The organism is Flavobacterium nitrogenifigens (assembly GCF_003254565.1).
Lineage (GTDB): Bacteria > Bacteroidota > Bacteroidia > Flavobacteriales > Flavobacteriaceae > Flavobacterium > Flavobacterium nitrogenifigens.
Map to the genome: position 1 here is coordinate 38772 of NZ_QJRI01000161.1, position 24975 is coordinate 63746.

At 33.8% G+C, this 24975-nt stretch carries 14 protein-coding genes; 9 read left to right on the forward strand and 5 right to left on the reverse strand.

Annotated elements, in window-relative coordinates; translation table 11 throughout:
* Nucleotides 1-111: 111 nt before the first annotated feature.
* The 3 genes from DM397_RS03440 to DM397_RS03450 are packed head-to-tail and all read right to left on the reverse strand — an operon-like array spanning nt 112 to nt 2899.
* Entirely contained in the window at nt 112-483 is a 372-nt protein-coding gene (locus DM397_RS03440; protein ID WP_111376202.1) for a hypothetical protein, read from the reverse strand.
* Nucleotides 484-486: 3 nt separating this feature from the next.
* A complete protein-coding gene (locus DM397_RS03445) occupies nt 487-903 on the reverse strand; it encodes a hypothetical protein (protein ID WP_111376203.1) in 417 nt (138 codons plus the stop codon).
* A gap of 10 nt (nt 904-913) precedes the next feature.
* Entirely contained in the window at nt 914-2899 is a 1986-nt protein-coding gene (locus tag DM397_RS03450; protein WP_111376204.1) for a hypothetical protein, read from the reverse strand.
* A gap of 419 nt (nt 2900-3318) precedes the next feature.
* Between DM397_RS03450 and DM397_RS03455 the strand changes: the two genes are divergently transcribed.
* Both DM397_RS03455 and DM397_RS03460 read left to right on the forward strand, forming a co-directional pair.
* On the forward strand, nt 3319-7125 hold the full coding sequence (locus DM397_RS03455; protein ID WP_111376205.1) for a glycoside hydrolase family protein: 3807 nt from the start codon (nt 3319-3321) through the stop codon (nt 7123-7125).
* A 47-nt stretch (nt 7126-7172) separates the two neighbouring features.
* Nucleotides 7173-8027 carry a hypothetical protein gene (locus tag DM397_RS03460; protein ID WP_111376206.1) on the forward strand — a complete coding sequence of 285 codons (855 nt, stop codon included), beginning with the start codon at nt 7173-7175 and terminating at the stop codon, nt 8025-8027.
* Between the two features lie 144 nt (nt 8028-8171).
* Here DM397_RS03460 and DM397_RS03465 read toward each other — a convergent pair whose 3' ends face one another.
* On the reverse strand, nt 8172-9095 hold the full coding sequence (locus tag DM397_RS03465) for a bifunctional helix-turn-helix transcriptional regulator/GNAT family N-acetyltransferase (RefSeq protein WP_111376207.1): 924 nt from the start codon (nt 9093-9095) through the stop codon (nt 8172-8174).
* Between the two features lie 460 nt (nt 9096-9555).
* Here DM397_RS03465 and DM397_RS03470 point away from each other — a divergent pair, with 460 nt between their 5' ends.
* The 5 genes from DM397_RS03470 (at nt 9556) to DM397_RS03490 (ending at nt 18363) form a co-directional block, all read left to right on the forward strand.
* The gene (locus DM397_RS03470; RefSeq protein WP_111376208.1) at nt 9556-10113 is read left to right on the forward strand and encodes an RNA polymerase sigma-70 factor; all 558 of its coding nucleotides are present in this window, start codon (nt 9556-9558) and stop codon (nt 10111-10113) included.
* A 113-nt stretch (nt 10114-10226) separates the two neighbouring features.
* The gene (locus DM397_RS03475) at nt 10227-11147 is read left to right on the forward strand and encodes a FecR family protein (protein ID WP_111376209.1); all 921 of its coding nucleotides are present in this window, start codon (nt 10227-10229) and stop codon (nt 11145-11147) included.
* A 71-nt stretch (nt 11148-11218) separates the two neighbouring features.
* Nucleotides 11219-14587: a TonB-dependent receptor gene (locus DM397_RS03480; RefSeq protein WP_111376210.1), complete on the forward strand. Its 3369-nt coding sequence runs from the start codon at nt 11219-11221 to the stop codon at nt 14585-14587.
* Nucleotides 14588-14606: 19 nt separating this feature from the next.
* Nucleotides 14607-16142 carry a RagB/SusD family nutrient uptake outer membrane protein gene (locus tag DM397_RS03485; RefSeq protein ID WP_111376211.1) on the forward strand — a complete coding sequence of 512 codons (1536 nt, stop codon included), beginning with the start codon at nt 14607-14609 and terminating at the stop codon, nt 16140-16142.
* 403 nt (nt 16143-16545) lie between these two features.
* Complete coding sequence (locus DM397_RS03490) at nt 16546-18363, forward strand: alkaline phosphatase (RefSeq protein WP_111376212.1); 1818 nt, start codon at nt 16546-16548, stop codon at nt 18361-18363.
* 310 nt (nt 18364-18673) lie between these two features.
* Here DM397_RS03490 and DM397_RS03495 read toward each other — a convergent pair whose 3' ends face one another.
* Nucleotides 18674-20278, reverse strand: a complete 1605-nt coding sequence (locus tag DM397_RS03495) for a class I SAM-dependent methyltransferase (protein ID WP_111376213.1) — start codon at nt 20276-20278, stop codon at nt 18674-18676.
* Between the two features lie 392 nt (nt 20279-20670).
* Between DM397_RS03495 and DM397_RS03500 the strand changes: the two genes are divergently transcribed.
* Together DM397_RS03500 and DM397_RS03505 are read left to right on the forward strand one after the other, a co-directional pair.
* On the forward strand, nt 20671-21681 hold the full coding sequence (locus DM397_RS03500; protein ID WP_111376214.1) for a LacI family DNA-binding transcriptional regulator: 1011 nt from the start codon (nt 20671-20673) through the stop codon (nt 21679-21681).
* A gap of 199 nt (nt 21682-21880) precedes the next feature.
* Nucleotides 21881-24973: a SusC/RagA family TonB-linked outer membrane protein gene (locus DM397_RS03505; RefSeq protein WP_111376215.1), complete on the forward strand. Its 3093-nt coding sequence runs from the start codon at nt 21881-21883 to the stop codon at nt 24971-24973.
* Nucleotides 24974-24975 lie beyond the last annotated feature (2 nt).

The window sequence follows — 24975 nt, forward strand, 5'->3', positions numbered from 1 at the left end:
AAAAAGACCTCTGTATTCTGTAGTTTCAGTAGAATAGAAAACCGTTAACAATTAAGGGATTTTGTCTCTCATTGTTAACGGTTTTTATTTAAAGAAAAAATATAAGGGTTCTTAAATAATTGAATTGATGCAATGTCCGCCTTTTTTCCAATACTGATAATCTACAGCCCAAAGAAAATAGACAAGGATCCAGCCTGCACTGGATAATGTTTTATCTTTCTGATTTTTGCCAAGTGCGCTTGAAATTGTTTCACCTTTCATACCAAATTGATAACCAGTTTTCTTTCGCAGAAATGTATTCCAGAGAGTCCGAAATTCATAATTTGCGAAAATATCCAAACCAATGGCGCCAGTAAAAAAGTATCGATTTAAGGTTCTAAAAAAACCTTTGGTTCTTGCGTTCTTCAAAATGACAACAATTATATTAATAATCGTTAATGGTAAAAAAAGTAATACAGCTATGAGATATAAAATAATCCCCATAAACTAAAAATTAAAACGACCATCATTGTCTTGTTCAATAATGTAATTTCTAAGAATATCGCTTAATTTGGCGGGAGTATTTAACATGATATTAGAAACATAGTCGAAAGCTGGTTCGGTCAAAAACTTTTCAGTATCATTTAAAATATTTCCTTCCTGATCTTTTTGTTCCTTATATTCCGGATTCGGAATTGGATTAAAGTTTTCATCTCGAACCAAAATTCTCTGATTATTATCAATATGCCATTCTGGGACTTGTTGAGAAAACATTTGACTTAAATCTGTACTATTTTTGAAATAGTTAATTCGATAATATATGTCAAGGAGTTGAGCGTCAAAGTTTAATGCAATTCCTGCAATTTGGATTGTTCTTTCTACTTCTTTAAATTGAGTGTTGTTTGAAATTTTTTGTTGTAACATGATTTATTTTTTATCTGATTGTTTCTAAATAAAGAGCATAATTATTTACTCTTATTGTTCTTTCCGTATTCAATTTTTCTTCATTTGTAGCATCTGCAAAAACTACTGTATTTACAAAAACAAAACTAAAAGAAGCTTCATTTGCTCCAAAAGTTCGGGTATTGTCTGCATCACGTAAATAGTATGTGGCATCAGCATTGGTTGTAGTGCCATTATTTATTGTTTGAACAACTAGTTGAATAGTTGACCATTGAGCAATTAGTGGATCCTGGTTTTGGATGTTGGTCACTATCGGATTTTGATAGTTTTTAAATCCATTATTATTTAATCCCGAAAACTCCATGATTTTTACTTGATTAACAGGATCGCTTCCTTTATAATATGAAGCAAATAATCCATTATTTATTTTTAAGAAAACTTCGGTTTTGGCTATCATTGGAGGGACTGTTCCTTTATTTTCAGATGGGTAATAAATTTCATTTAAAGCATTTAATCTTAAAAATGAATTATTTCCAATTTTTCCTATAATTGTAGAGCTAGATGTGTTAGTTGCGATTGCAGAAACAGCTCCAGCAATATTTGTTTGAATAGTGTTTGGAGATTTGTAAGCCAGTAAAATAAGGTCGTCTGAAGCTGTTATTAATCTTGACCTCACTCCGTTGTGAGTTTCCCAAAGTTGCCCATTCTCATCACGCTCAATTGCTCCGTTAACAGGAGTGGTTACTAATGTTTTGCTTGGAATTACTAAATATGGAAGAGTTAATATACCGTTTTGATCAAATTTTGAAGTCGTGATACTATTTTTTCTAAAAACTAATAAATCTCCAGTAGCATATGAGCCAGTACTATTTAAAACTTGAGCAATACCAGAATTTACAGAGTCTACAACTATTCCATCAGATACAGTGCTTGTTAATACATAAATGCCTTTACTGCCTAATGCGCCATCAGCTGTAACGTTAATTCCCTTGTCAATTTCATTTGATCCAATTCTAATTAATAGCCTTCCATTTTGATCAAACCGTGTTTTTATTACATTATTTTTTAGTAACTGCAAAAGATCACCTGTTGATTCTGTTAGACTATTTAAAACTTGCAAAACTCCTTCTCCATGATTTGAGCCGAAAGACCCAACTCCATTTTTATAATTATAATGTCTTTGTCCTATACCATTTTGAATGTTTATAAGCTCAAAAACCTTACTTCCTGGACCAGCTTCGTTAGATAAACTTAAACCAGCCACGTCTGTTGTTCCTGAATTAGTAGCGGTTTTAACTCCAGTAAAAGTTTCATTTCCTGTTTTATGTAGAACTGTGTTCTCAACCCACTTCCACCAATTAAATAATTTTGAACGACTAACAACTTTGTTATCTTCTGCAACTGCCGATGAAATTTGAGTTTCGACATCTGTAGCAATTGTTGCGGTTAACTTAATTTGATTAAGTTTTTTACCCATTTCGGCTGTTAATGCTTTTGCAGTTCCACCTGTCGTAAGGTCATTTATCAAAATGTTGCTTAATGAAAGCTGGATTTCCTCAATATAATTTACAATTTTCTGAACAGTATTTAAATTAGCATTATCAGACGCAAGTAAATTTTTAATCTCGTCGATTTGTTTTTTTAAAACCACTCCCTGTTGAGCACTTAATAAAGAGGTTTTGCTATCTGTAACTAGGTCATTTACTATAGCAAGATATTGAGCTGTAATTTTAGAAAATTCATCTAATGGCGCATATCCGTTTGCAATTCCCTTACTGGTTTTATCTTCTTTAGTCGCAAATAATTCATTATGAGCATTTGCATTGGTTGTATGATTGTCTAATTCCGATTTTTCAGCTTTTGCATCAAGTACTGTTTCAAGGTTTTCAATATCTTGAATAGGCACATTTTCATTTTTATGTCTAAAGGAATCCCAAGTATCCCAAAATTGTTCCTGAGTAGGCTTTAGACCGGTTTTAAACCATTTTTTTATCGTGTTTAATGTTTGAATTGGCATGTTGTTTTGTTTTTAATGAAATTTTTAAAGAAACAGTTTTCATCTAAAGCACAATTAAATGAAGGTATAGGACAAGAATAATCTTTGTCGGGAATTTTAGGCATTTTCCGTATGCCTATTGAAAATAAAAAATCCATAACGGCTATTTTAAGTTGATTAATAATAAAAGGCGAGTGGTATTTTTTATAAAATCAAAGGAAGACACAATTGCAATGAGGTAAAAAAATGCATTGTTGGTATTTGTTTTTTCGGAAGAGACAAAAGTAGGAAAAGGAATATGTTTTTAGTTAAAAAAAGCTAAGCGTTTTCAGTAGTTTCAGTAAAAAGAAAACCTGCTGAAACTACTGAATTCAAAGGTGTTGTAATTTTTAAAACATAAATGATGAGCGTACTTTTGTCTCCAGAAAAAACGTTTCATTATGAATAAAAATACAGTTCACAATTTCAATATTTTAATAAAAAATAGTACTCCTTTAGAAAGCTCCGAAGGGTTAACGAAAAATTTTATAAACGAATTTGCTGCCGTTTCAAAAGAAATAAACGAGCAAAAAGATATTGTACAAGTTTGGCAGGAGCAAAATGCTTCAAATAATGTCATGAGCAATACTTTAGACTCGGCTGGAGAAGGCGTTTTCGATAATAACGCTGCAATTAAAACAGCTCCATCGTTTAACAATACTTCTTCAGCTTCGGAGTCAAATTTGTTTACTGCATCAACAATTAATGCTTCAATCGGAGGAGGCGCTTTTGATAGTACTGAAAGTACAAGTATGAGTTCTTTTGGATCAACTGGCAATACTCTTCCGGTTTCAGAAGCAGAAAATACAGTTTTAAGCAATGCATTCAGTCAGATTTACGAAAGTATAGATTCAAAACAAATGCTGATAGTACCACAAATGTTTCAATCAAATAGCAATGAGCCGTCGGTAGAACTTATCAAAGCCGAAATCAAAAAGAAATTAGATCAGGCAATTAAAGAAAATAATCCTGAAACTATTCAATATTGGGCACGTATTAACAAAGCTTTTGATGATGAGAAGACGACAGTAGCAGATTTCGTAAATAAACCAAACGAAATGCTGTTTACTGAAATGTATAATGCTTTGAAACAATTGACGGCGACATCTGCTGAAGTTCAGAACTTTAATTGGAATGTGGTACGCGAAAAGATGATTAAGGCAATAGATGCCAACATTCTCAAAGGGTCTATTTCTAAAACCGCTAAAAATCGTTGGGAAGCAATCAAAAAACTATTGGGCGATGATAAAACGAACGTTGCAAATCTTTTTGAGCGATACGATGAATTATTTTTATTATTGAAAGAAGTTGAAGGACTTGAAGCTTTGCCAAATAGCATTACTATAACTACTAAAACTAAAATATATCCTAATCTAAGTGCCGACAGACTATATGCTTCTATTGGCAAAGAAGATGTTTATGTATTCCTTAAGCAAGTCAGCGAAACTGATTTTGACGGAAGTGGCGTAAATAAAGGAGCGGTTAAAATTAAGAATACTAACACCGCCTCGTTTATTGTTGGAGAAAGTCTGGAATTTTTTGTTGATGAAGCTTTTATAAATGAAAAAGTGAATCCAAAGGAAAATATTAATTGGATAGTTTATAAAGATAAAAATACCGAGAGTATCTTTAAAAATGAAGGAACTTCTTTTAGTTACAATTTTGACACACCTGGAACATATAGAATCGATGCATACGGAAAAAATCATACTGTAAAACAGAGCAAAAAATCAAGCTCAGCTACTTTCATAGAATTAAAAGTAGTAGCGCAAGATATTGTAATTACGCCTCCTATAAATGCAAAAACTGAATTTATAAGGTCTTTTGCTGAAGAAAAAACATTTAAGGTTTCGCTAAAAAATAGTTCAGTAAAAACATTAAATCCGATAAAATTATATTATCAGATTGAAACGCCACTAAATGGTAAAACAAGTAAAATTTTAGAAGAGCAAGAATTAGACTCAACTGGTATTATTAAACTTGCGATGCCAGATTTGGGAACATATAAAATTAAAGCATTTAGTAAAGATCAATACGGATTATTTAAAGAATTTAAAACCTCGGTAATTAAAAATGAAGTTAGCAGTATTGGTCTAGTTGAAAAAAGCTCTGGAAGTAATGTATTCTTGTTAGGAATTGTAAACAGGAAGTTGACCTTAGAAGCCAAAACTTTCAAAATAAATCCTCCTACAGACGATGAGAAAGAAGATGTGCGATGGATGATTTATGATTCTAGTGGTAAACCTTATTTAACTTCAGGTACTGATCTATTTATAAATAAAAAAGACTCTCAAAGAAATTATATTCATAAATGGAAAGAATTTACGATGACACTTCCGCAGAAGGCAGGTCATTATACAGTAGAGGCTTTTAGTGATCGTCAAAAAGGGGATAAATCAGGGGCTATTTTCAACTTGGAAATGAAACAGCCTGAAATAACCGAAGCATATTGGTCATGGAGCGGAGGAAGTAAAAAAACAATTTCGGGTCTTTTAGAAAGCAATTGGATAAACGCCAACATTCCACATTATAATAATCAAACAGTCAGAATCTATTTTTATTTGGGCAGTGCTAAAACAAACCATTATATTGACGTAAAAACAAACAGTAAAGGTGAAATTTTTGAAGAGGTAAAATTTGACGCCACTTTTCAAAAAGCAATTGGATTGGGAAGAAAGAAAAATGCCAAAATTGGTTTTAAACTCTTAGGAATCCAGAATAGTAAACCATATCCATTTAAGTCGCCAGCGAATTATGATGCTAATACAACTTTGTCTCTTACAGCAGATAAAAAAGTGCTCGATGTTTACTTTACTTACGATGGCAACAGAGTAACACCAGAAGATGAGGTTCCATTTGGTAAAAAAGGTGCAATTGTGACAATAGTTGCCAAAACCCAAAATATGGTTGGAGAAGAAGTTACATTGACTGCTCATAAAGTAAGCGAAAAACCATCTTTTGCAGGTAAAGCAACAGTAAACTCAGAAGGGGTTGCCACAATCAGTTTCCTTTTAAAGAATCTTGATAAAAAACTCAAGCTAGGATCAAAAATAAATTATTATGCAGGTGTTGACGGGTATTCTACAAAGCATTTGGTTAATAAGGTGTTGGTTATGATTGTGGGGGAAGGGAAGAAGAGTAAAAAGAAACCGGAAATTATTTTTCCATTATTAGAAAAACCAACAAATGATACTAATTTGCAATGGGGGAAAAATTACAATTGGCAGGATGATGATGGACATAATCAAGCAACTTTTGATTCTTTTAGAGATCATGGCAGAAGGAAGCATGCGGCTAGAGATTTGTATACAGAACCTAAAGCTTTAGTCATTGCTATTGCTAATGGAGAGGTATTAGAAACGAGATATTTCTATGCAGGGACACACCAAGTAACAGTTTTACATAAATTGAAAGATGGAAGAAAATTTATTGCTAGATATGGAGAGTTAGATCCTAATAGTATTGAAGTAAAGAAAGGGGATCAAGTTAAACAAGGGAAAGTACTTGGAAAGACTGGAAAGTTACTAGGGAAAAGTGTTATAAGTGGATATGACATATATATGCTGCATTTTGAAATTTTTTCAGCCGAAAAAGAAGAAAATATTAATAATCCTTTGACAAATAAGGTTAATGGCTCACCTTTTCAACGCAGAAAAGATTTATTAGATTCAATTGACATATTACTGGAAGGGTATAAAAACACATTTGAAGCTGACAAAGGAGATCGAAAGGATATAAAGTTGCTAAATATAAGCGATAAAGGTAAAGATTTTATAAAGAATTGGGAATCGTACAAAAGAAAAATGTATGATAATGATGGAGATTTAAATAGTGATGGAAACTGCACGATAGGTTATGGACATTTAATACATCTGGGTAAATGTGATGGTAGTTCTTCAGAAGAAGAATTTAAAGAAGGAATTTCGGAAAATGAGGCTAGTAAGTTATTTGATAAAGATGTTTTAAGATTTGAAAAAGTAATAAAAAATAAAATAAAAGTTCCTCTTTATCAAAATGAATATGATGCGTTGGTTAGTTATGTTTACAATATTGGCCCAGCTTTCAAAGCTCCCAATTTAATAAAATATCTGAATTCTAAAAATTACGCATTAGCTGTTAATGAAATTGAAACTGGTGCTCAAAACGTCAAAAGGAGAAAACAAGAAAGAGCAATGTTCTCAGAAGGAGTTTACAACTCATCTCATTAAATATGTAGAAAAAAGTGTATTTTCGTTAAAAAATATTTTCTAGAAAAATGATTAAATCAATTAAGATTATAGTAATTATTGCTTTGATGTTTGCGTCCTGTAAACCTCAAAATGATGAGAAACAGAATAAAAAAACAAATGATAATGATAGCATTAATTCAAATTATTCATTGACGAATAAAACGTTTAATTTAATAGATTTTAAAGGAACATGGAAGCTTAAAAACTCGTCAAATTCTAATACTTCTAAAATTATCAATTTTGATTTGTTAGATAGCGAGTTTGTTTTAGGAAATGATGAGTGTAATGCATATTTTGAGATTGACACAATACATAGTTTGGAGTACCACATAGAAGGGCATTTTTATAATCATTCTTTAAAGGATGAAATGAAGATTTTGGATAAGAAATTCAAAAGTCTATTTGATATAAGTATAAATTCCTATAAAGGAGTATTAATTACAAAATGTTCTCCTCCATTTCATAAATTATATTTGTTTGGTAATGATGTTGTTGTTTGGTATTCAGGAAATTATATGCGCTTTGTTAAAAAGAGTGAGAAGGATTTAAAATCTCTTTATGCATGTAAGGAAAATGATAATGGTAAATCTCGATATGATGATCCTTTAAGCAAAACTTGCGAATGTAACGAAAGTACTTTTGAGAGAGCATATGCAATATTTTACAATGAATCTCCAGATTATTTAAAAAAAGATTTGTTGGAAAAGCTGCCCCAAAAAGATTTTTTATGGAAATCAGAAGACGCAGATGTTACTTATAAATGGATTTTGAGGGATACTTTAAAAATAGAAATGAGTTATGATGGTGGAGAAAATAATTATATCTTTTATAAAAATAGTAACAACAAAATGGAATATAAAGAATATCTGTCTTTGCCTTAGTTTTTTGATAAGTGATAAAACTCTCAAAAAGATTAGGTAAATCTCCCACAATTAGGTAACGAAGTAAATAAAATTACCACTAGGGAGATAAAAAGCGCAAAAGTCGTTTGGACTTTTGCGCTTTTTCTTTTATATAAAACTCTATCATCCAATAAGTCTCAAATCATAACGCTCCTCATAAAACGTTTTCCCCCATTCCTCAACTTCTTCCGATTTCGTAAGTTCAAATCCCATCATTTTATACATTTGGAGTGCTTTATCCTGCATACTTGTGGTAAGCAGAAACACATTTTTAAATTCTTTCTCTTTACAGAAATCTATGGCATCAGTCAATAACCTTTTGCCAATTCCGAGACCTCTAAAAGCGGGATCGAGAAGAAACCATCTCAATTGCGCTTCTTCATTAGGTTGATGGACAATAGCAACACATCCCACAATTTTATTATTGTATTCCGCCATCCAGATTCGGTCGTTTTCTGGAGAATATTTTTCTAAGAAATCGTAAAAAGTCTTGATTACATATTTCTCAAAATCAGTCGAAAAATTGTATTCTTTTCCGTAGATAGCGCCATGTAGATGAATAATATAACCAATATCTCCAGGCGTTATTTCGTGGCGATACGTAATGTCTTCTCGAGCTATTTTATTTTCTGTCAGCAGGTTTCTTACGGTATTCATTGAATCAACTAAAATCTCTTTTTCTGAAGGATTTAGTTTTTCGATTTTACCTTCAATCTTGTTTTCAGATTTAGTGTTTAAAATGCTTAATAATTCATTTCCAGAATTTGTCAGTTTAATATTGAAGGCGCGTTTATCTTCAGAAGAGGTAACTTTTTCAATTAAATTTTCTTTTAAAAAACGCTTTAAAATTCGGCTTAAATATCCTTTATCGAGATTTAAAATTTCAGTGATTTTTTGGGCAGTTATCGTTTTGCTTTCGCTCATTTCATAGAGAATTCGTATCTCGGTTAAAGAATATTCACTATCCAAATAATGCTGACTTAAAATGTCTAAATGCGCTGTATAGAATCGGTTAAAACTTCTAATTTTTGAAGTTGTAGTAGTCATGATTGAATTATTGTATTGTTGAAGTACAAATATATAAAATTAGTTGCTTTTGTCAACTAGTTATATTTTTTTATTTTTTTGAGAGAGGAATTTTGAAAAGAATAAACTCATTTTAATACATTCCCATTAATTATTTGTTAAGCACTTTTTCTGCTTTTTATAAGAGAAAGATTGTTATACCAAACAAAGTTTTTCATTTTTTACGCCAAATACTACAAACTCTTATTTTTCAGTTGGCCTTTGACTTCAAATGTTAATAATATGTTTCGCTTTAGAGTGGTTTTATTAATGTAAACGTAACCTAATCGACCTACCCTCAGCTTTAATTTTGGAGACATATAAGAAGAAACCAATACTTTGTATATGCCATTTTTTAAACAGCACGATCATTATCAAGACAAAATCAGAAAAAGTGTTTTGGCTCACACTTTTAATTTGATTAATCATAAAATAATGAATCATGTATAAGAAGTTTACAGACGAAGAACTTGTCGAATTATTAAAATCGGGCAAGGATAAAGCTTTTGATGAACTTTATTTTAGATATCGAGATCTGTTAGTTCGATTCGTCTATCTCCGAATGAAATCGATCGCCATTTCAGAAGAAATTGTGCAGGAAGTTTTTACCTCTATTTGGGAAAGACGAAAAACAATTGTGATCCAGAAAAGTTTTGCGGCGTACATCTACACTTCGGTTCGCTATATGACTTTAGACTATATTAAATCGCACGAAGTTACCGATCGATACATTCAAGAAGTTTTAGAAAAAAATACCGTTTCGCAAACAAGCTACAACGCGATCGAGGATTCTATTTATTATGATGAATTGCAAAAAGCAGTTGACGAGGCAGCATCATTACTTCCTAAAAAATCAAAAGAGGTTTTTATACTTAGCCGCATAAAACATTACACCAATAAAGAAATCGCCGAAGAATTGAATGTTTCAATCGAAACCGTAAAATACCATATTACGTATGCGCTAAAATTCATGCGTACTTATTTGGGCGAATTCAATTAAAAGTAAACTTCAGATTAAGAATCCAGCTTTTTTCTTAACAGAAGCGTAACCTTTTGCGCCTACCTAAAATTACAATTCCCAAGACATACTATTAAAGACATAAAGAAATTATAATGCCTGAAAATTCAAATAACGAAATCAAAAAATTTTTAGAAGGAAAGTATTCCCCAAAAGGACAAGAAATGTGGAATAAATGGTACGATCGTACAGATGATTTTTTTGATAATATGGAAGTGGTTCGATCTGACCGTTCAAAACTGAAAAAAGAATTGAGACAAATAAAGAATACCAACAAAGTTATTTCGATTCAATACAAAAACTGGGCTATCGCAGCTTCATTGGTTTTCTTAATCGGATTATCGGTGTTTTTTTATCAAACATCAAATGCAGTTGAGAGCAAGCAATTTGCTGTAAAACTAGGAGAACATGCTCAGATAAAATTAAGTGACGGAACAAAAATCTGGCTAAATGCAGGAAGTGTTCTTAAATATCCTACAGCATTTAAAGGAGATACGAGAGAAGTATATTTAAGCGGAGAAGCTTTTTTTGACGTAGCCAAAGACAAAAAACATCCTTTTATTATTCATACCAATAAAATGGATACCAAAGTTCTCGGAACGAGTTTTAATGTTCAAGCTTATCCAGACCAGACGACACAAGAAGTTTCGGTTGCGACAGGAAGAGTAAACGTGAAATCTACTGTTACAGAAGAGAATGTGTATGTAACTCCGGGCCAGAAAGTGGTTTTTAAATCTCAAGACAACAAACTTCAAGCTTTCAAGGATATTCCACTGAACACCATTTCGCTATGGCGAAAAAACATTATGGTTTTTGAAGAAACGCCTTTGCCAGAAGTTGTGGCGACAATTAATCGCAATTACAATGTTTCAATTGAAGTCAAAAACAAGAATTTAAACGATTTAAAGATTAGCGCCTATTTTAAAGAACTCCCTGCCGATCAGGTAATTGGATTGGTGTGCAACATCATCAATGCCCAATACAAAATGGATTCTGGGATTTACAAAATCGAATAATTCTTTAAACCATAAAAATAAAACTACGTAGCAAACTAATAAACAAAACAATTACACTAAATCTAAAAACTATGAATGAAAAACAAATGCGGTATGCCAGCATAAGGACAATAGGAACAAAATTATTCCTATTTATGACTTTGTTTTTTGCCGCACTAACAGTAAAAGCTGAGAATGTTGACATTAACAAAAGAGTCACTTTAAAAGTTGATAATGAGAGTATAAAAAATATATTTCAAAGAATTGAAAATCAGGTTGATGTGCATTTTATGTACGAAAGTAGCCAAGTAAATGCCAATCAGAAATTAAGTTTAAAACTGAATAATGTAACGCTTGAACAGGCGTTGGATAAAATTTGCGGAAATGTGCTTCGATATGAGATTGTGAGTAACAATATCGTAATCAAGAAAAATCAGAAAGTTGCTTCTGCCGATCAGAATAAAATTATTGTTTCGGGAACTGTTTTCGGAGGAGACGATAATATGCCGTTGCCAGGAGTTGGAATTAAAGATAAAGGTTCAGACGCAGCAACAGCAACAGATTTTGACGGAACATTTAAATTGGAAGTAAATGCTTCAGAAGCGACACTTGTTTTTTCTTACGTGGGTTATATAACGCAAGAAGTAAAAGTTACGAGTTCGCAAAACATCACGGTAAAACTAGCAGCCGATGTAAAACAGCTTCAAGAAGTTGTAGTTATGGGTTACGGTAGTGTAAAAAAGAATGAAGTTTTAGGAGCAGTTGGTTCTGTTTCTATGAAAGAAACTTCAAGCAGAACATACAACAACGCAGCCGAATTATTGCAAGGAACGGTTGCCGGAGTTACAGTAATTAACGATGGTGGTGACCCAACTGCATCGCCAACAATCAACATTCGTGGTATTGGATCTTTGAATGCCGAAACGCCTTTAATCGTTTTGGACGGAATCATTTACAGTGGTTCTTTAAATACGATAAATCCAAATGATATTGCATCGATAAACGTTTTAAAAGATGCTGCTTCTGCGGCAATTTATGGTGCAAGAGCTTCTGGCGGGGTAATTTTAATTACTTCTAAAAAAGGAGTTTCAGATAAAATTAATGTGAATGTTAACTACCAAGGAGGTTTTCAGAATGTAGCGAAAAAATTAGAGGTTTTAAACGCTGCAGAATATGCTGATGCGATGAATTTGGCGAGAGATAATGCAGGTTTGCCGAGAATTCCTGCTTTTGATCCTGCATTTGAACCAACAGCAAGAACAACAAAAACCAACTGGATGGATGAAATTTTCCGTACAGGAGAAATTCAAGATTTGTCGCTTTCGGTAAACGGAAAAACAGAAAAATCTAATTTCTTTCTTTCTGGAAGTTATAGAAAAAACGAAGGTATTTTGCTAAATACGTATGGAGAGCGTTATACAGTACGAGCAAATTCTTCTTTTAAATTGGCAGATAATTTTACAATTGGAGAAAATATTTCGTACTCGTTGACTAATGGACAGACAGCCAATACTTCAAGTTCGTACACAGGAGCAATTCAAGCAGCGATTTTGTATCCGCCAAACGCAACAATTTATAGAGAAGATGGTTCAGGTCAATTTGGTGGTGTTCCAGAAAAATATATTGGTTCTTATGGAGACGTTATCAATCCGGTGGCGTATTTAAAAAGATTAGACAATAAAAATCCTATTTCTACCATTTTGATCAATCCGTATGCAGAATGGGAAATTGTTCCAGGATTAAAAGTAAAATCGAACTGGGGTTATACTAGAATTCAGGACAACGCAACAGATTTTACAGTAAAAGTTACTGAGCCAGGAAAAATATTCGATTTCAACAGGTTGACGTTGAAAAATTTAACAGTTACCGATTTGTTAAGCGAGCAGACTATTTCTTATGAGAAATCATTCGGGAAACATAATTTGAAAGCTTTAGCTGGATATACGTATCAAGAGACAAAAAGAGATTTCTACACAGTTGAAGGAACAGGTTTTGATAACGAAGATCCATCACAGCGTTATTTATTAAATGCAAAATTGATTCAGCAGACCGCAGCTGGAAGATCAGATGAAATTATTTCTTCTTATGTGGGAAGAATCAATTACGATTTCAATCAGAAATATTTAATCTCGGGAATTGTTCGTCGTGACGGAACTTCAAAATTATTAGAAAATAACCGTTGGAAAGTGTATCCTTCAGTTTCTGCAGGTTGGTTAATTTCTGAAGAAAATTTCATGAAAGGCATCGAGCCAATCATCAGCAATTTAAAACTTCGTGCAAGCTGGGGACAAATTGGAAACTTAGGAAATCTAGGGCCATATCAGTTTAGTGTGCCTTTAGTGCAAACTCAAGCTTTAATTGGAGCAGTGCCATCAATTAATTATGGTTATGCTGAAAGCGAATTATCAAATCCGAATTTAAAATGGGAAAGTTCTGAGCAGACCAATATTGGTTTAGACTTTACGATGCTAAATAATAGTTTAGTAGGATCTGTTGATGCTTATGTAAAGAAAAACAAAGACATGTTGGTTCGTGACCAATTGCCAGGAGTTTCTGGAACTCCGCAAGGAAGAATTGTAAACTCAGGAGATGTTGAAAACAAAGGAATCGAGGTGAGTTTAACGTACCAAAAAACTCGTGGAGAATTTAAATTTGATGTTACGGCAAATGCTGGATTCTTAAGCAATAGAATTGTTTCTATTAAAGACGATTTGAATTCATTGGAGCCTTTGGGCTTAAGCCGAGTTCGTAGTTTGCCATTGGCAAATATTTACCAAGTTGGAAGTCCGGTTGGAGCTTTCTACGGATACCAGACAGACGGATTGTTTCAAAGCAATGATGAGGTGAAAGCGTATGTAAATAAAAACGGTGTAATGTACCAGCCAAATGCGGTTGCGGGAGATATTAAATTTAAAGATGAAAATGGAGACGGCGTAATCAACAACAGCGATAGAGTAGTGTTAGGAAGTCCTTTCCCGAAGACAACGTATAGTTTGAATGCCAATTTCAGATACAAAGGATTTGATATGAATATTTTCTTCACAGGTGCTGCAGGAAATAGCGTTTTCAATGCTGTAAAACATACAGGCTTAAATGCTTCTTTCCCAGGTTACAACTTATTGGCAGATTCAAAAGATGCTTGGTCGCCAACGAATACCAATACCAATGTTCCAGTTCTTTCGTCTACAGATAACAATAACAACTTCGGACGTATTTCTGATTTGTTTATCGAAGATGCTTCTTTCTTAAGATTGAAAAACGTTTCGATTGGTTATACCATTAAAGAAAGCTGGTTGAACGGAAAAGCAAAATTGAGATTCTTTATTTCTGGACAAAACTTATTTACGATTACTAATTATTCTGGAATGGATCCTGAAGTTGGTCTTAAAAACTTCGGATTAGATTTAGGACGTTATCCGCTTTCTCGTATTTACATGACTGGTGTTAACGCAACTTTTTAAAAAATAAAAAACAATTAAAATGAAAAAAATAAGTCTTTTATTATTGAGTTTTGTGCTTTTGGTAAGCACTTCGGCTTGTGAAAGCGAACTTGATGTTGTGCCGCAAGGAGCGCCTTCGAGCGGGAATTTCTGGAAAACACCAGCAGATGCAAAAGCAGGAGTAAATGCAATTTATGCTTTGTATTCTGATGATAATATGTACGGTCGTGGTTTCTTTTGGCTGAATAATGCCAGCGATGATATTGGAACAAAACCAAGACAAAATGCAGAAAGAATCAAAAATTTTATTGTAGACGGATCAGAATCGGATACTAAAGATATTTGGAGAATTCACTACGAAATTATGAAGCGTTGTAATGACGTGATTCGTAATATTCCAAACATTTCTTTGGATGAAAAAACAAGAAACGGAATGTTAGGAGAAGCTTATTTTAATCATGCCGTAATGCATTTAGAATTGGCTTATCATTATGGAGACGATCGTGCAGGAATTCCGATTCAGGACAGAGAAAATCCAACAAATGTTTATGTGCCTCGTGCAAAGAATGTTGCGGAAAACTATGCTTACATTGCAGCAGATTTAATCAAAGCAGCCGATTTATTGCCCTATTTTGATCAGCTTACGCCAGACAATCGCGGACGCGCTCACAAAACTGCAGCTTGGGCTTATTTAGTGCGCACGTATTTGTATGCAAAAGATTGGGACAATGCCATCAAATATGCGAATATGATTGTGGCTAGCGGAAAACACAAGTTATTAGACAACTTTGAAGATGTGTTTAAAATCAGTAACAACTGGTCTTCAGAATATATTTGGTCGGTAACTTCAAGCGCAGAAAACACTTCTTTAGGCTCTATTTTTCCTGGAGTTTGTTTAGAAGATAAAGGTTGGGGAGTTTACAACGGTTGGGGAAATTTCTATCCAACAAAAGAATTATTTGATACTTATGCTCCAAACGATAAAAGACGTGGTGCTACAATTCTACAAAAAGGAGACAAATTTGTTTACTTCGGAGAGACAGTAACCTTCAATGAAGGAAATCACGTAGTAAGTTCAAGTAACAGAACAGGTTATCAGTTTAAAAAATACATGGAGCCGTTCAGTTATCCAAAAACGACTTCAGGCGGAGTAGACATTCGTTATGTAAATGCAAATGGAGACAAACCTTCAACAGCTTTAAATGTTCCTCTTTTACGTTATGCAGATGTGATTTTGATGTTAGCGGAAGCGAAATTAATGAAAGGCCAAAACGCAGACACAGAAATCAATATGATTCGTCACCGTGCAGGTCTTGCAGATATTTCTGGTGCTACAATGGTCGATTTAAAAAGAGAAAGAAGATGCGAACTGGCAGGAGAGTGGACAGATCGCCATTTTGATTTAGTGCGTTGGGGAGATGCAAAAGAAACTTATGCAAAACCATTACACCATTATAACGGAAGCGTTATTTATCCTGCTCGTAATTTCAATCCTGCAATTCATCATGTGTGGCCAATTCCGCCAGATGAAATCGCAGTAAGCAAAGGAGCTTTGACTCAAAACCAAGGCTGGTAATAAAAAAATTCGTTGTGTTTTTTTAGTTTTTTACGCTGCAGTCTTGGTCAGGAGACTGCAGTTGTAAAAAAACAGAGTAAAGTTTGTCATTTCGAGGAATGGCAAGTCGTACGCATTCACACAATCTTGTCATTTCGACAAAGGAGAAATCCTCACAAGAAGCTCCGCAATCTAAAACCCCAATCTTTGCAGAGTTACTTACGAAGATTTGCTGCGCCTGTTCGCTATCGCTCGAGTCTCCTTCGTCGAAATGACAAGATTACTTTTTACTATGTGCATTTAAACAAGTGAAACGCCTATACACATAAAGAAAAGCTATGTTTCTATGTGTTAAAAAATAAATAGCATAAACCAAATTCTAATAAAGTGACCTACAGCTTTAAAAGAATATAAATCATTTTCGATGAAAAAAATAATCACCCTTTTTTGCCTTCAATTTTGCCTCTTTGCGCAAGCGCAAGAATACAGTTCTTCTAATATTCATTCGCATAACGATTACGAAAGCAAATTGCCATTTTATGGAGCCTATTCTAACGAAACAGGAGTTATAGAAGCCGATGTTTTTTTAGTAAATAATGAGCTGTTTGTGGCTCACACTTCTAAAGAAATTGCTCCTCACAATACACTTAAAAGCATGTATTTGGAACCGCTTTCTGCTAAATTAAAAACGTTGGAAGGAAAAGTGTATCCTAGCAATAAATCATTGATTTTAATGATTGATATTAAGTCTGATGCCGATTCGACTTTGAAAGCAATTACACAACAATTGAAAACTTTTCCTGATATCATTTCTAATAAAAATATAAAAGTGGTTATTTCTGGAAACAGACCTTTGCCGTCACTATGGAAGGAATATCCAGATTTTATTTATTTTGACGGAAGGCTGAATGAAAACTACACTTCAGATCAATTGGCGAGAGTTGAAATGATTAGCGAAGACTTGCATGAAATCACAGTTTGGAACGGAAAAGGTGTTTTGACGCAGCCAGATTCTGAAAAAATTCAGGCAATTATCAAAAAAGTCCACGATCAAAATAAAAAGATAAGATTCTGGGCTACGCAAGACAACGTGAATACGTATATGACTTTGATGAATTTAAAAGTTGATTTTATAGGAACAGATAAAGTAGCTGAGCTAACTCAATTTATAAATAATATTAAAACGACATTTTATCAAAATACAGAATTTCACCAAGAGTATGTTCCTAAAAATGTTTTCAAGAATAAACGCCCAAAAAATGTTATTCTTTTAATTGGGGACGGAATGGGATTAGCACAAATTTATTCTGGTTACACGGCAAACAAAGGGCAATTGAGTTTATTTAATATTCCAACACAAGGATTCTCGATCACAAAAGCTTCAGATAGTTATATTACAGATTCGGCAGCAGGTGCAACGGCAATGGCTACAGGACATAAAACCAATAATCGTTTTATAAGTGTTGATGAACAAGGAAAACCGCTTCAGACCATTGCAGAACAATTGGCAAAGAAAAACTATAAAACGGCCATTATTTCTGCTGGAAATATTACAGATGCAACTCCAGCGGCATTTTATGCGCATCGGCCAGAAAGAAGTTTAAGCGAACCAATTGCAAATGATTTTCTTTCGAATCCGTCGGATATTTTAATTGGAGGAGGACAGAAAGAATTTATTTCTAGAAAAGATGGTAAAGATTTGTCTAAAACTTTAATCGAAAAAGGATATACTTTTTCAGATAAATTCTCGAGTTTAGATACCATTAAGAACAGCAAATTTGTAGTTTTAGAAGATGCAGCGGTAGTTTCTATGAAAAACGGAAGGGGAGATTTTCTAACTAAATCTTTAGCGAAAGCGACCAACACTTTTTCAAAAACAAAGAATCCGTTTTTTATTATGGCCGAAGGCGCTCAAATTGATTACGGCGGACACCAGAATAATGTGGAATATGTTGTGAGAGAAATGCTGGATTTTGACAAACTGGTTGGTCAGGCAATGGAATTTGTAGATAAAAATCCAGAAACTTTGTTAATCGTAACCGCAGATCACGAAACTGGCGGATTATCATTAATTGACGGAAGTATTGAAAAAGGCTACGTTCACGGAAGTTTCAGCACAAACGATCATACCGCAATTCCAGTTCCTGTTTTTGCCTACGGTCCAGGTTCTGAGAAATTCATGGGAGTTTACCAGAATACAGCAATTTATTATAAGATTATGGAGTTGATTGGAGGGAAATGATTTGTTTTCAATTGATATAAAATTCAAAAAGGAGCGTCTGAAAAGACAGCTCCTTTTTGAATTCAGAAATATATCGCTCCGCTGGAGCTTTTTAATCGTTGTCTTTGAATTTTTTTTCTATAAATATTTCGCTCTTCCAGAGCTTGAGAACTTTTTTCAAATCCCAGTGAAACAATATATTAGCTTTAGATTGTGTCTTAGAAAAGTCCCAGAGGGACGAAATATTTATAGAAATAGAATTGCGGTTTAAGAAAGAGCCCCAGCGGGATGAAATATATTATTTCGGCTAATTTTAAACGTTACATTTTATTTATTTTCCTTTCAATAAATTAATGCTCACCGTTGCGGTATCAGCATCTGGAAATCGTTTAAAAATTGATTTATCTGGAAATAATCCTGCTTCAGCTGCAATTGCATTAAAAACGTCAATTTCAACAATATACTGATCTGAAAAACCGTGAGTAGCATCATATGCTGTTGCAGGAGTTTTGCCTAAATTATGAGCTGTAAGTTTCGGATTTATAGTATGAAGTTCAATTAGAAGCAAACCAAATTTATGTACATACGGTGACCACTTTTGTAAATGTTCTAAAAGGTTGTCTTCAACCAGATTGTTACTGATTCTTTTTCCTCTGTAAGCAAATGCACCTGTTGAGGTACTGACTCTGTTTGGGTTAATATGTTTTGGATCTTGCCAAATTCGATTATGATCTAAAAATGTTCTCACATTGAGCAGATCTTTGAGATCAATATTATAATTTTCTTTCAAATCATTGGCTAGTAAATCAGGACGGCCTATATCGCCCCAAATTACTTTTGCCCAAATATCTGCGTTTATCAGATTGGCTCGGGTTACTTTCAAAGCGGTTTGGTTATAATCGACTCCAACTATAAACAGCGGATATTCGTCGAGCATTTTTCCTCTTAAAGTTTGTCTGTCGATTACTTCAAAAATATGTTGTAGAAAAGCGCCATTTCCGCAACCCATATCGAGAATTCCTTTTGGCTGTTCTTCAATAGGAAGATTAAAAAGCTTGATAAGAATTTCGTCAACCACTTTAAAATAAGTATCATGAGCGCCACCGCTTCCCCAAACATTCATTTCACGATCCACATGAAGTTCGTTTTCACCTTCAGTTGTTCGTAGAATATCTGGATTACCAAAAATCAATTCTTCGATTTTAGCAAAAGTAGGCAGATAAGAAACTGTAACACCATATGCGCTAGCTCTTTTAGCAAAAAATAAACCAGCTTCAGTAAATTGATAATTGCCACTTTTTTCCAGAAACCAACCAAGATGAACAAAAAAGTCTAATATTTTTTTAAAGTTTTCTGGCGATTTATGAAACTCTTCGGGTCTAAAAGAAGTTTCCATAAAATACTTATGAAACATTCCGTTCATTGCCAACCGCACAATTGTTGGGCCTATAAGGTAGCCTTCAATATGTTTTAAAATTTGTTCTTGAATACTGTTTTTCAACAGATCATCTGAAGGTTCGATGTTGTATCTTTTTTTATATTTTTCAAAAATTGTATTGAGCTTTTCAAAAGGAACATCTTCAAATAAACGCGAATGAAATTGAATTGATAACTGTAGCAAACTCACCACATCTTCATAAAGATAAAATAATGAAAAAGCTGTTTCTGTTTTTTCGTTGACTGAAATTGTGATTTCCTGCTTTTTATTATCAACGTCATAATCTAGAAATCCCTGAGAAGCCAGAACTCTCAAACCCACATTCAGATAACCTTCGTTGGCTTTAAAAGCAGTAGTAAGCTCAGATAATGTGAGCTTTTCTTTGCTTAATATAAATTCTAAAACCGATTTGTTTTTGAATGCTATCGCTACAGGAGCAGTAACTAATCCGTCAAGATGTCTGAAAATTGAACCTAAAAGCTGTGATTTATCGTTCATAATACAAAGAGTGAAGGTTTAGTTTAAAAATAGTGATTTTTTTCTTATTTGCTGCATGTTGTTTCTCGTTGCGTTGAGTTTTGTTTTTGATTTTTCTAAAAAAGCTGATTTGAAATAATCATCAATTTTAAGCTTCTTTTCAAAAAACAAACAATAAAAATTACTAAAAATTCTATAAAAAATCAGCTAAAAAGGCGCTAAAACCGCAAAATTCACATTAAAAGTCAAAATGACAATAACTTAGTAAAATCTAGTATTTGCTGAATTTTTCATTTTATTTTCCGTGTAAAAAAGAGATTTGTTGAAAAAAAATTTTACTAAAACGTTTTTGTAAGCTTCACTTGCATATATTTGCGATGTACTAAGTATTCAAAAAAATAATTTGTAGCCAGATGAAAAAGATTACGATTAGAGATATTGCTAAACAGGCAGAAGTTTCTATTTCTACCGTGTCTTTTGTGATCAACGGAAAAGGCGAAAAAATGGCTATTAGCCCCACTGTAATCAAAAAAGTTCAGGATGTAGCACAAAAACTGCAATACAAGCCCAATATGATTGCTAGCAGCCTGCGAACAGGAAAAACAAGATCAATCGGACTTATTGTAGAAGATATTTCCAATCAGTTTTTTGCAGATTTGGCCAGAGTTATAGAAGACGAAGCAAAAAACATAAATTATAGAGTTTTTTATTGCAGTACAGGAGATGATAATGAGCGCTCCGAAGAATTGGTGCAAAGTCTTTTACAAGCAAATGTTGAAGGGTTTATTATTACACCGACTCGAAATTTGGAGAAAACAATTGGCCAGCTTTTAAAACTTCAAAAGCCAGTGGTTTTAATTGACCGATATTTTGCCAATCAAAAAGTAAGTCACGTTCTAATGGATAATTATGAAGGATCTTACTCAGCTACTAAATTTTTAATCGGCAAAGGAAAAAAGAATATTGCCGTTGTGAATAATGAATCTGGAATGATTCAGATGAAATTAAGAGAGAAAGGATATGTAGATGCGTTAAAAGAAGAAGGAATTTATAACGAAAATTACACGCTTCATCTAGATTATCATATAAGTGAACAAAGCAGAATTGATGCGATAGTAAATTTCTTCAAGAAAAATAAAGAGATAGATGCGGTTCTTTTTTCGGCCAACTATCTCGGGCTTGCAGGACTTCAGGCTTTTAGGGCTTTGAAATATAAAATCCCCGAAGACGTTTCTGTTATAAGCTTTGATGATCATGATAGCTTCAAATTGCATACACCTACAATTTCGGTCATTGCGCAGCCCATTGAAGAAATTGCTGTCAAATCGATACAGCTGTTAATGAGTCAGATGACAAACTTTGAAGATTTCAAAATTGAAAAGGTTCTCAAGAGAGGAACTTTGATTGTCAGGGAATCAGTTTAAAAATTGAATTTAAAAAAGTTGAGGCTTTTTTTTAATCATTTCACTAAAACGATTTAGTACAAATAAAAAAAACAGTAGCAGATCAAAACTGCTTGCTGTGATATTGCAAACAGAGTACAATTTTTTATTAATTATTTAAAAACAAACAACAAATCAAATCAACAAAACAAAATCAAAACCAATAACCAAAAAAACGCTTATGAGACGAATATTAGCAGTGTTAGGAGTGATATTGCTTAGCAGTTTGAGTGCTGCCGCGCAAAATCGATTAATAACCGGTATAGTTACAGATGCAGAGAACAAGGGAATTGTCGGTGCATCGATCGAAGTTCAAGGAAAACCATTTAGTGCTATTTCGGATGCCGAAGGCCGATTTAGAATGAATGTTCCCGAAGGAAAAGTTATCCTTAATGTATCTTCTATGGGGTTTCAGTCACAATCAGTGGCAGTGCAAGAAAAAGATACAAGAGTCGCAGTTACGTTAGTTGAGACTACGCAGGAATTAAAAGATGTTGTTGTAACTTCATTTGGAGTTAAAAAACAAAAGAAAAGTTTAGGTTACGCAGTTGGAGAACTAAAAGGCGAGGATCTGACAAAAAATAAAGAAATTAACTTAGGAAACGCGCTTCAAGGTAAAATTGCCGGAGTAAACGTTTCGGCGCCAGTTACTGGGCCTTCAGGTTCTAGCCGTGTGGTAATTCGTGGAGCAACTTCTGCATCTGGTCTTAATCAGCCGTTGTATGTTGTTGACGGAATTCCGATTGACAATACACAGCAAGGAAATGCCGGAATGTGGGGTGGTGCCGATAAAGGAGATGGTATGTCATCTTTTAATCCAGACGATATCGCTTCTATGTCGGTTCTTAAAGGTAGTGCCGCTTCTGCTCTTTATGGGTACAGAGGATCTAATGGTGTTATCTTAATTACAACTAAAAAAGGTAAAAACGGAACAGGAATTGGAGTAGATTTCAGTACAAATTCTGCTTTCAATACACCTGCAAGCCTTTTAAAATGGCAAGATCAATATGGTGCTGGGGCTCCAAATGCAAACGGTGTGCCAACCAGATTTAACAACTTACAGGAACTTAGAGATTCATATTATTTTTCATGGGGAGATAAATACGATGGAACACCATCTTTGTCTCTTGATGGTAAAACAAGACCTTATCAGCCTTACGGAAAAGATAATGTGGAGAATTTCTACAGAACTGGATATTCTTTCAGTAATACTTTAGCAATTTCTGGAGGAAATGAGTCAACAAATTTCAGATTGTCTTTTGGAAATACTAAAGACGAATCGATCATGCCAGGAACTACTTTTGGAAGAAACAACGTAGCTTTAAGTTTAAATTCGGCTCCAAATAAAAGAATCAGTATTGAAAGTAATGCTCAGTACATTTCTGAAAAAAGCCACAACCGACCATATTTGAATGACTCGCCAAGAAACCCGTCTTTCCCGACTACTTTCATGACTACAAGTTCAGATATCAGATGGTTAAGCAATCCTTATGATGCTAACGGAGGAGAAGAGGACTTTTTAGGTGCAAACGTATATCATACCAATCCTTATTTTGCAACGAAATCTCCTTTAAACGACGATCTTAGAAAACGTTTTATCGGTTCGGCAAAAGTAAACTATAACATTACAGACAAAATTTATGCTAAAGCTGTTATTGGTATTGATGATGTTAATTATGAGTATACTGAGATTGAGCCTACTGGAATAAATTATAATCCAGGTGGATCTATTGAAAACAGAATTGAAACGCGTTCTGAAGTAAACGCTTCTGGTTTCGTGGGCTACAAAGGAGATATTGCTAAAGATATTTCATTAGATGCTTTTATCGGAGCAAACCGTCAGCATAACAGATACAGTGGTATAAAAATGAAAGGAAATAATTTTATTGTTCCATTCGAATATTTTTACGGAAATACACAGCCAGATAAAACAGAAAAATTATTTTCAGAAAGTGAAGTAAACTCTCTTTTCTATTCTGCAGATATTGGATATAAAGATTTCTTATTCTTGAGTTTAACAGGCCGTGAAGACTGGTTTTCAACATTAGATCCTGCAAACAACAGTACTTTTTATCCTTCTGTAAGTTCAAGTTTTATTTATTCTGAAGTTTTAGGTCTTCCTGAGTGGATGTCATATGGTAAGGTTAGAGTAGGTTGGGGTAACGTTGGAGGTGCATTGCCAGAAGCTTATGCTTTAGCATTGACTTACACTACGCCAGACGGACAAACAGATTCATTAGGACAGCCAATTTTGGGTGTAAATGGAGAAACAATTCCAAACAGAACTTTAAAACCTTACAACGTAAGCACAATTGAGTTTGGTTTCGAAAATACCTTCTTCAATAACAGAGTGAGTACAGATTTGACTTTCTACAGCAAAAAAACAACAAATGATATTACAGATGCTGACGTTTCTCAGGCTTCTGGTTACAGAACAACAAAAATCAACGTTGGAGAAATTTTAAACAAAGGGGTGGAGTTTGCTGTTAATGTAAAAGCTATTAAGACGCCAAGTTTTTCTTGGAACGTAGGTTATAATTTTGCTTACAACGATAGTGAAGTTTTGAATCTTTCTGATAAAATTACAACGAAAACATTGGAAGGAAACAGAGACGGAAGAGCTAATGTAGTTTTAGAAAAAGGACAGCCTTTTGGAGTGATTAAAGCATACGATTATTTAAGAGATGCTAATGGAAATATAGTGCTTGGCACGGACGGAAAATTCTTAAGAGGAAATTTAATTATTGCAGGACAAGGTGTTGCACCAATGTCTATGGGACTTTCAAATGATTTCTCTTATAAAAATTTCACACTTTCAGTTTTTGTTGATGCTAAATTCGGAGGAGAAATCTACTCGGCTACAAACCAGTTAGGAACACGTTACGGATTATCTGAAATTACACTTCCAGGTCGTGAAAATGGCGTTCAGGTAAGCGGAACAGATGTGAACGGAAATCCAGTTAATAAAACCGTTTCGGCATACGATTACTGGAGAAGCTACAGTGATGTAACATCAAACTTTGTTTACGATGCTGATTTTGTTAAGCTTAGAGCAATTTCATTTGCTTACAACTTCCCAAAAGCATACTTGCAAAAAACACCATTCCAGTCTGTTAGTTTAGCATTTTCTGCTCATAATTTATGGACTATTTATGACAAAGTTCCAAACATCGATCCTGAGTCAAATTACTCAAACAGTAATGCTCAAGGTATGGAGAGAGCTTCTATGCCATTGACAAGAAACTATGGTTTTTCGCTTAATGTCAAATTCTAATT